The sequence below is a fragment of the Arthrobacter sp. TJ-236 genome (assembly GCF_058269235.1).
This window is the reverse complement of sequence record NZ_JBZCNI010000003.1, coordinates 138,125-150,222: the sequence shown is the minus strand read 5'-3', so window position 1 is coordinate 150,222 and position 12,098 is coordinate 138,125. Positions and strand designations below refer to the sequence as shown.

Here is a 12,098-nt window from a genome sequence, read left to right as displayed (position 1 = left end):
GTGGGCGGGAGTGGTGCGCCGGCCTCGGGTGGACGGGCCGGTCAGTTCTGCGGCCACGAGCCGCGGGCCGCCATGCACGTGGCGAGGACGTCGGCGGCGTCGGAGACGAGCCCGTGCACGCCGAGGCCCAGCAGCCGGTCCATGTCCGGGCGTTCGTTGACGGTCCATACGTGGACCTGCAGGCCGGCCGCATGGCAGCGACGCACGAAGCGCGGCGTCACCACGCGCACGCCCCGGTAGGTCTCGGGCACCTGCACCGCCTGGACGCGGCCGAGGGCGGCGACGACCCGCGCCAGCCCGAGGGGCGCGGCGAGCAGCAGCAGGGCGTTGACCACCATGCCCGCGGACGACGCCGTGGGCCGGGCCAGGAGCGTCAGGACGCGCCTGCGCCGACGGTCGGAGAAGGACGCGACGAGCACGCGGTCGTGAGCACGCCGCCGGTTGATCAGCTCCGCGAACGGCCGCACGCAGTCGTCGCTCTTCACGTCGATGTTGAGTCGGAGCGTCGGCCAGCGGAGAAGGACCTGCTCGAGGGTGGGGATGCCGCCCGATCCAGTGACGGACAGCGACCCGAGCTCGGCGGCGGTGCGCGCGGCCACCGGGCCGGCGCTCGTCGTCACGCGCTCCACCGTCTCGTCGTGGAACACCATGACCACGCCGTCGGAGGAGGCCCGGACGTCGATCTCGAGATACCCGTAGCCGAGTTCCACGGCGCGTTCGAAGGCTGCAAGGGTGTTCTCGTCGCCGGCGGGCGCGAAGCCGCGATGCGAGAGCGCCAGGGGGCGGGCGCGCCCGGCGTCGTCCCGCGCGTCCAGGTAGGGGAAGCGGGACGCCTCAGGCCGTCCGGAGCGCGGCAAGCCGTTCCTCCAGCACCTGCGCCACGCCGTCCTCGTCGAACGGCGGTGCCACCAGGTTCGCGGCGGCGAGCGCGTCGGCGTGACCGGACGCCATGGCGTAACCGGAGCCGGCCCAGCCGAGCATCTGCACGTCGTTGGGCATGTCACCGAACGCGACGACGTCCGCGGCGTCCACCCCGCGTGCGGCCGCGTACTCGGCGAGCGTGACGGACTTGTCGATGTGCGGGGGTGCCATCTCCAGCAGGGCGATGGTGGGTGCCGAGTGCGTGGTGGAGACGAGGTGCCCGACGGCGGGGCGCACGGCCGCGAGGAAGGCGTCCGGTGAGATGTCCTTCTCGCGGGCGAGGAACTTGACCACCTGCTCGCCGGGAAGGGACTCCTCGAACGGCTGCGCCGTGAGCCCGCCGAGTAACTCCGAGGTGGCGCTGTCCGCGAAACCGGACTCCACCTTGAACCCGGAGACCGTCTCGGCGGCGAACGTGGCCGCGGGGAAGAGGCCGCGGATGATGTCGCGGGCCTCGTAGATGGCCTCGGGGTCCAGCAGCTTGGCGTCGAGCACGCTCTCGGTCCGGAGGTCGTAGGTCAGGGCGCCGTTGGAGCAGATGACCGTGCCGGTGTGGCCGAGCTGGTCGCGGAGCGGCTCGAGCCACCGCGGCGGCCGGCCGGTGACGAACACGACGTCCACCCCCGCCTCCACGCAGGCCCGGAACGCACGGATGGTGCGCTCGCTCATCTTGCCGTCGTGACCCACGACGGTCCCGTCCATATCGCTCGCCACGAGGCGCATCGTCGACTCCTTCTGTCCCTCGTTCCACCCTACCTGCGGCCGGCCGGCCGCAGGCGGGCGGGCCGGGCTACTGCTCGAAGGTGCCGATGAGTTGGGCACGGCCGATGCTGTGCGAGAACAGGTTGAAGCCGAGGTACGCGGGGGTCGCGTCGGCGGGAAGGCCGAGGGAGTCGACATCCACCGCGTGGACCACCACGTGGTAGTGGTGCGGTCCGTGGCCCGCGGGAGGTGCCGCGCCCACGAAGCCCGCGAATCCGCCGTCGTTCCTCAGGGTCAGCGCCCCCTCGGGCAGGAGCCCCGACCCGTCCGTGCCCGCGCCCGCGGGCAGCGAGGTGGTGGACACGGGGAGGTCGAGGACCGCCCAGTGCCAGAAACCGCTGGCGGTCGGTGCATCCGGGTCGTAGACGGTGACGGCGAAGCTGCGGGTGCCCTCGGGGAAGCCGCTCCAGGAGAGCTGCGGTGACTCGTCCTGGCCACCGGCACCCATCATGCCCGAGGCCTGCGCCGCCCCGAGGGGTGCGTTGTGGGTCATGCTCTCGCTGGTCAGCGTGAACTCGGGTACCTGGGGAAGGTCTGCGTAGGGGTCGCGGGTCATCGCTGTGCTCCTCTGATCGTGGATCGGTGGCGTGGATCGGTGGCGTAGTTCGGCAGGTGCGCGCCGCCGGGTCAGGCGGGGCGGGCCATCTCGTCGCGGGACGGCGGGTTGGCGCCGGCCCTGGACACCGTGATGGCCGCTGCCCGGGCTGCGTACTGCAGCAGGCCGGTGAGCTGCCCGAGGTTGATTCGGCGCAGGTCGTCCCGCCGATGGGCGCCGTCCAGTTCCAGGTCCACGATCGCGCCGACCAGCGCGGCCATGAAGGAGTCACCGGCCCCCACGGTGTCCACGACGCTCGTGGAGGGCGCAGGCACGGACGCCTCCCCGGCGCGGCAGACGCCCCAGGGGCCCTTGGAACCGCGGGTCACGACGACGACGGCCGCGCCGGCGTCCAGCCAGGCGCGCGCGGACTGCTCCGAAGTACGGTCCGGGTAGAGCCATTCGAGGTCCTCGTCCGAGGCCTTCACCACATCCGCGAGCGCCACGAACCGCTCGGCCTGCTCACGGGCGTAGGCGGCGTCGCGGATGATCGTCGGGCGGCAGTTGGGGTCGTAGGTGACGGTGACGCGCGGATGGGCTGCCGTGACCAGCGCGAGGACGTCGTCACACCCCGGTGCGAGCATCGTGGCGATCGAGCCGGTGTGCAGCACGCTCGAGCCGTCGAGCAGGGACTCGGTGCGCTCGGCGAGATCGGGGAGGTCCCACACGAGCTGGAACTCGTAGGACGCACCGCCCGCGGGGTCGAGACGGGCGGTGGCGACGCTCGTGGGCGCTGCGTCTGCGTGCACCGGGAAGAGCACCGAGTTCTCGCGCAGGTGCTGCTGGATCATGCGGCCGTAGTCGTCGTCGCCATAGCGGCCCACGAACTGCGCGGGATGCCCGAGGCGGGCGAGTCCCACGGCCACGTTCATGGGGCTGCCGCCCACGTGCGCACGCATGGAGGCCGTGTCGCTGACGACTTCGTCGATGAGGGTTTCCCCGATAACGGTGAGCACGCTCTCAACGTATCAGCCGGGCAGCATGCTCTGACTGGCGAGAACGTCCTCGTACTGGCCGCTTGCCTCGGCGAAGCGCTGGCGCTTCACGCGCTCCACGAGGATCTGCCGGGCGTCGGGTTCCGTGGCGAGCAGGGACATCGTCTCGTCGAGGAACTCCTCCAGCGGCATGCCGTGCTCGTTGTCCTGGTTGCCCATGAGGGTGGTGCGGACCAGCGGTGGCGCCAGCTCGATGACCTGCACCGGGGTGTCCGCGAGGTGCACCCGGAGGCTGTCGGTGTAGGAGTGCAGCGCGGCCTTCGTGGCGCTGTAGGTCGGCGCGACCGGCAGGGGGACGTACGCGAGACCGGACGTGACGGTGATGATCGCGGCGTCCTCACGGGTCTCGAGGTGCTGCACGAAGGCGCTGATCAGGCGCAGCGGACCGAGCAGGTTCGTGGTGACGGTCCGTTCGGCCGTGGCGAGGGAGGCCGGGTCGCGGAGGTCCTCGGGATGCATGATCCCTGCCATCGCGACGAGGACGTCGAGGTCCGGGTGGGAGGCGAGCAGGGCGTCCCGCACCCGGGCGATCGATACGGGGTCCGCGATGTCGAGGACGATCGTGTGGATGCCCGGGTGGTCGGCGGCGATCTCCTCGAGGACGTCCGACCGACGGCCGGCCACGATGACGCGGTTGCCCTCAGCCAGGAAGCGCAGGGCGAGGCCGAGGCCGATACCCGAGGTTCCGCCGGCCATGAGGATGGTTCGTCCGGTGAGCTGCATGATGATCCTTCGTTCAGGGGGTGCCAGCGGGAACGGTGCTGACGGATCAACACTGCGCCGCTTCCGCCGTGGGCGGGAGAGGAGGGTTCATCCATGGATCGGCGGTCCCTGTTCCCGCCGCGGGCGCAGGGCCATCATGGAGGCATGAACCGCGACGACCTGGCCGAGTTCCTCCGCACACGCCGCGAAGCCCTCGGTCCGGCGGATGTGGGGCTCGCGCCCGGCGTGCGGCGCCGCACGGCAGGCCTGCGCCGCGAGGAGGTGGCCGTGCTGTGCGGGATGTCCACGGACTACTACACCCGGCTGGAGCAGCGACGCGGCCCTCAGCCCTCGGACCAGATGCTGCTGGCCATCACGCGCGGTCTCCGGCTCAGCCTCGACGAGCGCGATCATCTGTTCCTGCTGGCCGGTCACCGCCCGCCGCGGCGCTCCGGCCCGTCGGAGCAGGTGGCCCCGGCCCTGATGCGCGTGTTCGACCGACTCGAGGACACCCCGGCCCTCATCCTCTCCTCGCTCGCGGAGACGCTCGTGCAGAACCGGCTCTCGGTGGCGCTGATGGGTGACGACGCGCGGCACAGGGGCCTTGCGCGGAGTTCCTACTACCGCTGGTTCACCGACCCGGCGGAGCGCAGCACCTACCCGGAGCGGGACCACGCGCACCAGTCCCGGGTGAGGGCGGCAGCACTGCGTGCGGCGATCGCCCAGGAACAGGTGGCGGACCGAGGCCGGGAGATCGTGGAGGCCCTGCTCGCGGCGAGTCCCGAGTTCGCATCGGTCTGGAGCAGCTACGAGGTGCGCAACCGGTTCGACGACCACAAGACCCTGGTGCACCCGGAGCTCGGTGAGATCGAGGTGGACTGCCAGGTCCTGTTCACGGACAACCAGGCGCAGTCGCTCCTCGTCCTGACGGCACCACCGGGCTCGGAGGGTCACGACAAGCTCCAGCTCCTCAGCATCCTCGCCGCCCGGCAGCAGATCGCCTGAGCGGCTCCCCGAGGGCGGGGCGCCCGACCGTCAGGAGTGGGGATGGCCCATCAGCCACGCGTGGGCTTGCTCGACGGTGATGAAGTGGCGGGTGGGGTAGGGGGGTGCGTGGACCTCGGTGAAGTAGCTGACGAGGAGTTCATCCACCGGTGACGGTCCCACCAGCGCCATCGCGGCGATGTTCAGGTGCCGCGAGAAGGCCTGCAATGCTCCCCTGCTCAGCGTCACCATCTCGTTGAGGATCACCAGCATGGGCGGACAGACGTCCGGGCAGAGGGCATTCGCCCTGTCCACCAGGGAGAAGGCCTCTTGATCGGTCACGGTGGTGTGGGCGACCCATTCGATCCAGATCACCTCACCGTGCACGCGCGCGGTGAACGACTCACCGGCCTCCGTGCCCTCGCTACTCATCCACGCCCCCTCGTGATCCGGCAGTCGTCATGTGCTGCGCACATTACGTGGTCATGCCGCTGACCGACATCACGCGTCACCATCGGCGAACGTCCCTCCGGTCCTCGACTCACGCGCGTACGCCCGCTAAGGCTTCGCGGGGACCGGCTGTCCGCGGAAACGCCGCACGCTGTAGACGATGAGCACGAGGGCGATCAGCGAGGACACCACGAGGCTGATACCCGCGCCCACGCCACCGAAGAGCCACCAGCGGTCCTCGAGGAACCACCAGGAGGGCACGCCGGGCTGCAGGATCCAGAGCACGCCGAGGCTCATGATCACGAAAGCGCTCGCACAGCTGACGGCGATGCGGGGGATGGTCTTGACGCCGATCGCCGCGGCGTGGAAGGCGCTGGCCTTGAGCGGCTTGAGGTGTCGGCGTGCCCAGTTGTGCTGACGCGACAGGACGGCGAGGCCCGCCGCGAGCATCAGGAGTCCCGGACCGGGGAGCACCAGCGCAGCTATCCCGAGGACCACGAGCGACCATCCGACCACTTCGATGACGGCGCGGCGTACCCATCCCGGGACCCGCTCCTTGGCTGCCATGAACACAGGATGACATAGGAAGGTGAGCACTTACGACGCTCAGCAGACTGCGTACCCGCCCTCCCGGACCACCCCGTGGGAGCGGGAACAATCATCGTGATGCATGCGTTTGCATGGACAAGCCGGCTGATCTTCCGGCTCTATCCGAGGAGGACACAGTGACCGCACGAACCGAAGGTCTCCACCACGTCACCGCGATCGCGGGGGACCCGCAGAAGAACATCGACTTCTACATCAAGGGCCTGGGGCTGCGCCTGGTGAAGAAGACCGTCAACTTCGACGATCCCGGCACCTATCACCTCTACTACGGCGACGAGTCCGGCCGCCCCGGCTCGCTCCTGACCTTCTTCCCCTGGCAGGGCATCCGCAGCGGGCGCATCGGCGCGGGTCAGTCGACCACGACGGCGTTCTCCGTGCCGCAGGGCACGCTCGGCTGGTGGCAGGAACACTTCAAGGCACTCGGCGTCGAGTCCACCGTCTCCCGCGCCTCCTCCGAGGAGGAGCGCCTCTCGCTGCGCGATCCCGACGGCCTGCAGATCGACCTCGTGGCGTCGTCGCTCTCGGACCCCCGGAACCCGTGGGACTCCGCGTCGGTACCCGCCGAGTACGCCGTCCGCGGGCAGCACTCGTCCGTCCTCACGGTCGAGGACCCCACCGGAACGCTCGAGACCCTGACGCGCGACCTCGGCATGACCCTCCTCTCCGAGAAGGACGGTCGCTACCGCCTCAGCACGCACGAGGGCGAGCCCGGCACCGTCGTCGACGTCGTCACGGACACCCGCGGTGACCGCGGACTCGTGGCCGGCGGCACCGTGCACCACATCGCCTTCCGCGTACCCGACCAGGAGACGCAGGAGCAGTGGCGCCAGGAGCTCGCCGAGCGCGGCTACGGGGTGACGGCGATCCTCGACCGCCAGTACTTCACCTCCATCTACTTCCGGGAGCCGGGTGGCACGCTCTTCGAGATCGCCACGGACACCCCGGGCTTCGACATCGACGAGCCCCTGCTGGAACTCGGCCGCTCGCTGAAGCTGCCGCCGTGGCTCGAGCCGAACCGCGAGGCCATCTCGCACGCGGTCGCGAAGATCGAACTCCCCAGGGAGAACAACCCGGCCATCCAGGCCTTCGTCAACTAGGAGCGGACATGAGCGAGACCCACGACTGGCCGCACCTCTTCGAGCCGGGCTCCCCCGGCACTCCGGTGCTGCTGCTGCTGCACGGGACGGGGGGCACCGAGCAGGACCTCGTCCCGCTCGCCGAGCGCCTCGCGCCCGGCGCGGGCCACCTGGCACCGCGCGGACCCGTGCAGGAGCACGGCATGAACCGGTGGTTCCGCCGGTTCGGCGAGGGCGTGTTCGACGTCGACGACGTGGTGCGGCGCGCGGGTGAACTGGCCGCCTTCGTGGGCTGGGCCCGCGAGCGGTACGGTATCGGCGAGCGCAGGATCATCGCCGTCGGCTTCTCGAACGGCGCGAACATCGGTCTCGCGACGGCCATCCTCCACCCGGACGTCCTCCCGACGGCCGTCGCGTTCTCCGGCATGTACCCGCTGGAGGGGAGGACGGTCGAGGCGGACCTCGCCGGTTCGTCGATCGCACTCTTCAACGGCGAGGCCGACGCCATGGCGCCGCTCGAGAGCGTGGTGCGGCTCGGTTCGGTCCTCGAGAGCCGCGGCGCCGAAGTAAGCCGGAACGTCCGAGCGGGCGGTCACGGCATCCACCCCACCGAGGTGGACGCCGCTGCCGCCTGGATCACCTCACACACGGAAAAGGTATCGACATGACAGACACAGTGGCCGCCAAGGCCACCACGCTCGCCCAGCTCCACTCCGCCCCGGAGATCCTGCAGGTGGTCAACGTGTGGGACGTCATCAGCGCGAAGACCATCGCGGACATCCCGGGCACCCGCGCCCTCGCGACGGCGAGCCACTCGATCGCCGCGTCGCTCGGCTACGAGGACGGCGAGAACATCCCCGTGGAGGAGATGATCACCGCCGTGGGGCGCATCGCTGCCGCCACCGACCTCCCTGTCTCGGCCGACCTCGAGTCCGGCTACGGCAACCCCGGTGACACCGTGCGCCGAGCGATCGGCGTGGGGATCGTCGGCGCCAACATCGAGGACCAGATGCGACCGCTCGCGGACGCCGTGGCGCAGATGACGGCGGTACTCGAGGCCGGCCGTGCGGAGGGCATCGACTTCGTGCTCAACGCCCGGACGGACGCCTTCGTGAAGGCCGGCGACCGCGACCCGGCGGACGTCCTCGCGGACGCCGTCGAGCGCGGCAAGGCCTACCTCGATCTCGGAGCCACGAACGTGTTCGTGCCCGGCCTGCTCGACGAGCACGCCGTGACCACCCTCGTGGGCGCATTCGGCCCGCAGCGCCTCAGCGTCATCAACGTGCCGGGGAGCCTCGCGCCGTCGCGCCTGCAGGAACTGGGCGTGGCGCGCATCTCCTATGGTCCGTGGACGCAGCGCGTGGCCCTCACGGCCCTGGCGAACTCGGCCCGCGAGCTGCTCGCCGACGGCCAGCTGCCCGAGGGCACTCTGCCGCTCAACTGATCCACCCTCCTCTCGACCCCGGCCGGCCCCTTCTCGGGCGGGCCGGGGTCGTCGTGCATCCGGCGTCGGCAGCCCAGTGGCTAGCATCGGGGTGTGGATGAGGAGGAGCGCCTGACGGGCGGGAACGCGAGCGGCAGCGTGATGCGCGTCGGTGCCACGGTGCGGAAGGCATGGACCCGCTCGACGCCGAGCGTCGTCGCCTTCATGGAATCGGTCCGATCCTCCGGCGTCGACGTTCCCGCGCACCTCGGCCGGGACGAACTGGGCCGCCAGGTCATCGAGTTCGTGCCGGGACGGCTCGCCCTCGGGTCGGCTCCGCTGACGCGCACGGAGTTGCAGCGCGTGGGAGCGATGGTGCGCGCCATCCATGACGCGAGCGCCGCGTTCGTCCCGCCGGTCGGCGCTCAGTGGACGACGGCGATCCCGTCCCCCGGCGCCGAGCTCGTCTGCCACCACGACCTCGCGCCCTGGAACCTCGTCATGGGCGAGAGATGGGCGTTCATCGACTGGGACGCCGCCGCCCCGAGCACGCGGCTCTGGGATCTCGCCTACACCGCCCAGGCGTTCACGCTCTCCGATCCCACCGAAGCGCCCGGATCAGCTGCGCGGAACCTGCGCGCGCTGGTGGACGGGTACGACGCCGATGACATCCTTCGCGACCGCCTGCCGGAGACCCTCCACGAGCGTGCGGCGGCGATGTACGAGCTGCTGAGGTCCTCACACGATGCCGGGCAGGAGCCGTGGGCGTCGATGTACGCCGACGGGCACGGCGCCCACTGGCACGCGGTGACGGAGTATGCGCGGACCCACGAGCAGGTGTGGGCACGGGCGCTCACCGCCTGATCTTCCGTCACGGCCTCATCGCGTCCGAGGGCGGACGACGGGACCGCCCTCCACATTCCAGGAGAACAGCGTCAGGTGCCACAGCCCGGGTCGCTTGCGCGACGGGTCGATCACGCCGTTCGCTCCCAGGGCCTCCAGCGCATCGCGGATCCTCCACGAGGACGGCGTGAGCCCGGCCGCCAGCGCTCGCTGCCAGTCCGCGGAAGCATCGGCCGGGTCGAGGCCGACGTCCCGCAGGGCCTCGTGGTCGCGAAGATCGACGATCGAAGCGGCGTCCACCTCGAAGCCCAGCACCTCGAGGCTGCTGCTCCGCTCGTCAGCGTGCGCGATCATCGCGGCAGCCACCCCCTCGGGTGACGAGCTGAGGTAGAGCGTCGGCGCGTGCGGCGGCGAGTAGCGCCCAGCGGCCCGGGATCCTGCGAGGGCTGCCTCGCGGTGACGGGGATCGACGGCGCGATGGAATGTCCCGCGAACAGTGCGCATCAGGGGCGCGGTCACCTCGACGATCGGTTCCTCGCGCCGCGACTCCGTCACCGCTCCGTCACCTCGCCCGTCACCAGCCCGCCACCCCGCCCGTCACTCTCGCTCAGGCGCCCGACACCGCAGCGCCGCGGATGTCGTCGAGCAGGTCCACGATCCGTATCCAGGCCTTCGATCCCGGCCTGATGATCGCGAAGTGGTCGCCGGGCACGGTGACGAGTTCCGCGGTCGCGCCCGCCGCCGTCGCTGCGGCGACGTAACTCTCCGACTGGCTCATCGGCACCGTGGTGTCCCTTTCCCCGTGCACCGCGTGAACGGGGACGTCGAGCGGGAGCGCCGTCATGGGGTCGGCGAGCTCGTACCGCTCGGCGTCGTCCGGCTCCCCGAGAAGGTTCTCCACCGCGCCGTCGCTCAGTCCGAGTTCCCGCGCCTCGCGGAGGTTCAGCACCCCGGCCTGGCTGACGACGGCGGTGAGCGGCACCGCGGGTGCCCCCGCGCCCGGGGCGCCGGGAGGCAGTCGCCGGCGGCCGGCCGCCCAGACCGCGAGGTGACCGCCCGCGGAGTGCCCGAGCGCCGTCGTCGACCGCACGTCGAGGCCGTGCTCCCGCGCCGCGACGGCGAGGTGGTCGATACCGGCTGCGACGTCGTCGAACGTGGCCGGCCAGCCGCCGCCGTTACCGGCACGCCGGTACTCGAGATTCCAGCAGGCGTAGCCGCGGTGCACGAGGTCCTGCGCGAGGGGTTCGCCGAGTTCGGCGCCGTAGGTCGAGCGCCAGTACCCGCCGTGGACCACCACGACGATGCCGGTCACCTCGATGCCGTCGGGCGGCAGGTAGAGATCGGCGAACTGGCTGGGATCCTGCCCATAGGCGTAGCGCTGAGCGGCGACCTTCGGGGGCCTGGCCGCGCGGAGGCCGCACGCGGCGAGGACTGCGGCGCCGGCAGCCGCCAGCAGGGCGAGGACGGAACGGCGGCCCACGGGATTCACAGGCGACAGCGTAACCGTCGCCCGGGCTGGCTACGATGACACGACCGACGGAAAGGGGTGCGCACATGGGTGCGTGGGACGAGCTCGACGAGCGGCTGCGCCCTGCCGTGGAGGCGCACGTCCGTGAATTCGAGCGCGTGCGGCCCGCACTCGATCGCGTCACGGCCGCCATGCGCGACAGCATCGCGGCGATCTTCGAGGGCACGGACCTCAAGCCGCTGTTCGTCACGGCCCGGACCAAGTCGGTGGAATCCTTCCGCGACAAGGCCTCGCGCACGCTGCCGTCGCCCGAGGTGGGAGCGCCGCCGGTCCTCGTGTTCCCGGACCCGATGCGCAACCTCACGGACCTCGTGGGCGTCCGGATCATCACCACGTTGCCGCACGAGGTGGACCTCGCGGCGAACCTGCTCAAGCGTCAGCGCCAGGAGTTCGACTGCCGCGGCGACCGGGAGAAGGACATCGGTTCCATCGAGTCCGGCACGTACGGCTACTCGAGCCGCCACCTGATCATGCGGACCATCCACAACGACGTGGTCAGGGCCTTCCAGCAGGCCGTGGACCCGGACACGAAAGCCGCCGGGAGCTACCTCTTCGAGGTGCAGGTGCGCACCGTCCTCGCCCACGCCTGGTCCGAGATCGAGCACGACATCCGTTTCAAGGCCTCCAACCCGAAGGCGTGGAACCCCTACTTCGACCGGCAATTTACGGGCACGGCGGCCATGCTCGAGACCGTCGAGACCGCGTTCGCCGAGCTTCACGAGCGGTACGAGACTGTCACAGGGTTCTGGGACGAGGAGGGCGAGGGCAGTGCGCCGCTCACCCCGAACCAGATCAGGCGCGTGTGGCAGACGCTTCTGCCGCACGTGGACCGTAAGGCCGACGACAACTGGGGCTGGGCCGCCGAGCTCCTCGCAGCGCACGGGCTGAAGACTACGCAGCAGCTCGCCGCACTCCTGCAGGCGGACACCATCACCACCGTGCGCAAGGCCCTGGACCACCGATACTCGCCGGGTCCGGACAGGTTGCTCGACGACATGCTGCTGTGGCACTACGGGGAGCGGCACATCGACCTGACGGCCGAGGCCGCGGATGCCGAGAGCACGCCTCGCCGGGACAGCCTGCAGCGACGGCGTCGGCTGATGGAGATCTACCGGGCGCAGCACCCCGAGGGCTGACCGTTCCCAGCGGCTGGTGCCCGCGGTCCTGAACCCAGATGCGCGAACCCGGGTGCTGCGGCTGCTGCCCCGGTCGT

15 protein-coding genes are annotated in these 12,098 nt (G+C 70.8%); 6 read left to right on the top strand and 9 right to left on the bottom strand.

Features of this window, described 5'->3' with window-relative positions:
- Positions 1-41: 41 nt before the first annotated feature.
- The 5 genes from AC4D16_RS12925 to AC4D16_RS12905 form a co-directional block, all read right to left on the bottom strand.
- The gene (locus AC4D16_RS12925; RefSeq protein ID WP_490955281.1) at positions 42-857 is read right to left on the bottom strand and encodes a glycerophosphodiester phosphodiesterase family protein; all 816 of its coding nucleotides are present in this window, start codon (positions 855-857) and stop codon (positions 42-44) included.
- Entirely contained in the window at positions 835-1,644 is an 810-nt protein-coding gene (locus tag AC4D16_RS12920; protein WP_490949827.1) for an HAD family hydrolase, read from the bottom strand. Before AC4D16_RS12920 ends, AC4D16_RS12925 begins: the two co-directional genes overlap by 23 nt.
- Before the next feature lie 67 nt (positions 1,645-1,711).
- Positions 1,712-2,239, bottom strand: a complete 528-nt coding sequence (locus AC4D16_RS12915; RefSeq protein ID WP_490955280.1) for a YbhB/YbcL family Raf kinase inhibitor-like protein — start codon at positions 2,237-2,239, stop codon at positions 1,712-1,714.
- Positions 2,240-2,310: 71 nt separating this feature from the next.
- Positions 2,311-3,234 carry a carbohydrate kinase family protein gene (locus AC4D16_RS12910; RefSeq protein WP_490955279.1) on the bottom strand — a complete coding sequence of 308 codons (924 nt, stop codon included), beginning with the start codon at positions 3,232-3,234 and terminating at the stop codon, positions 2,311-2,313.
- Between the two features lie 12 nt (positions 3,235-3,246).
- Positions 3,247-3,996 carry an SDR family oxidoreductase gene (locus AC4D16_RS12905; RefSeq protein ID WP_490955278.1) on the bottom strand — a complete coding sequence of 250 codons (750 nt, stop codon included), beginning with the start codon at positions 3,994-3,996 and terminating at the stop codon, positions 3,247-3,249.
- Between the two features lie 144 nt (positions 3,997-4,140).
- Between AC4D16_RS12905 and AC4D16_RS12900 the strand changes: the two genes are divergently transcribed.
- The gene (locus tag AC4D16_RS12900) at positions 4,141-4,980 is read left to right on the top strand and encodes a helix-turn-helix transcriptional regulator (protein ID WP_490955277.1); all 840 of its coding nucleotides are present in this window, start codon (positions 4,141-4,143) and stop codon (positions 4,978-4,980) included.
- A 30-nt stretch (positions 4,981-5,010) separates the two neighbouring features.
- Here the strand turns inward: AC4D16_RS12900 and AC4D16_RS12895 are convergent, their stop codons facing one another.
- Entirely contained in the window at positions 5,011-5,391 is a 381-nt protein-coding gene (locus AC4D16_RS12895; RefSeq protein ID WP_490955276.1) for a DUF7793 family protein, read from the bottom strand.
- A gap of 126 nt (positions 5,392-5,517) precedes the next feature.
- On the bottom strand, positions 5,518-5,976 hold the full coding sequence (locus tag AC4D16_RS12890; RefSeq protein WP_490949833.1) for a PGPGW domain-containing protein: 459 nt from the start codon (positions 5,974-5,976) through the stop codon (positions 5,518-5,520).
- A gap of 158 nt (positions 5,977-6,134) precedes the next feature.
- Between AC4D16_RS12890 and AC4D16_RS12885 the strand changes: the two genes are divergently transcribed.
- The 4 genes from AC4D16_RS12885 to AC4D16_RS12870 all read left to right on the top strand — a co-directional run bounded on the left by AC4D16_RS12885 (position 6,135) and on the right by AC4D16_RS12870 (position 9,378).
- Positions 6,135-7,112, top strand: coding sequence for a ring-cleaving dioxygenase (locus tag AC4D16_RS12885; RefSeq protein WP_490955275.1), 978 nt, complete (start codon positions 6,135-6,137; stop codon positions 7,110-7,112).
- An 8-nt stretch (positions 7,113-7,120) separates the two neighbouring features.
- Positions 7,121-7,759: an alpha/beta hydrolase gene (locus tag AC4D16_RS12880; RefSeq protein ID WP_490955274.1), complete on the top strand. Its 639-nt coding sequence runs from the start codon at positions 7,121-7,123 to the stop codon at positions 7,757-7,759.
- On the top strand, positions 7,756-8,535 hold the full coding sequence (locus AC4D16_RS12875; protein ID WP_490955273.1) for an isocitrate lyase/PEP mutase family protein: 780 nt from the start codon (positions 7,756-7,758) through the stop codon (positions 8,533-8,535). The genes AC4D16_RS12880 and AC4D16_RS12875 overlap by 4 nt, the downstream gene beginning before the upstream one ends.
- A 93-nt stretch (positions 8,536-8,628) precedes the next feature.
- Positions 8,629-9,378, top strand: coding sequence for a phosphotransferase (locus AC4D16_RS12870; RefSeq protein ID WP_490955272.1), 750 nt, complete (start codon positions 8,629-8,631; stop codon positions 9,376-9,378).
- A gap of 15 nt (positions 9,379-9,393) precedes the next feature.
- Here the strand turns inward: AC4D16_RS12870 and AC4D16_RS12865 are convergent, their stop codons facing one another.
- Both AC4D16_RS12865 and AC4D16_RS12860 read right to left on the bottom strand, forming a co-directional pair.
- A complete protein-coding gene (locus AC4D16_RS12865; protein ID WP_490949838.1) occupies positions 9,394-9,912 on the bottom strand; it encodes an RES family NAD+ phosphorylase in 519 nt (172 codons plus the stop codon).
- 52 nt (positions 9,913-9,964) lie between these two features.
- Positions 9,965-10,846 carry an alpha/beta hydrolase family protein gene (locus tag AC4D16_RS12860; protein ID WP_490949839.1) on the bottom strand — a complete coding sequence of 294 codons (882 nt, stop codon included), beginning with the start codon at positions 10,844-10,846 and terminating at the stop codon, positions 9,965-9,967.
- Between the two features lie 65 nt (positions 10,847-10,911).
- On the opposite strand from AC4D16_RS12860, the gene AC4D16_RS12855 reads away from it, so the two are divergent.
- Positions 10,912-12,021 carry a GTP pyrophosphokinase gene (locus AC4D16_RS12855; protein WP_490949840.1) on the top strand — a complete coding sequence of 370 codons (1,110 nt, stop codon included), beginning with the start codon at positions 10,912-10,914 and terminating at the stop codon, positions 12,019-12,021.
- The last annotated feature ends 77 nt before the right edge of the window (positions 12,022-12,098 follow it).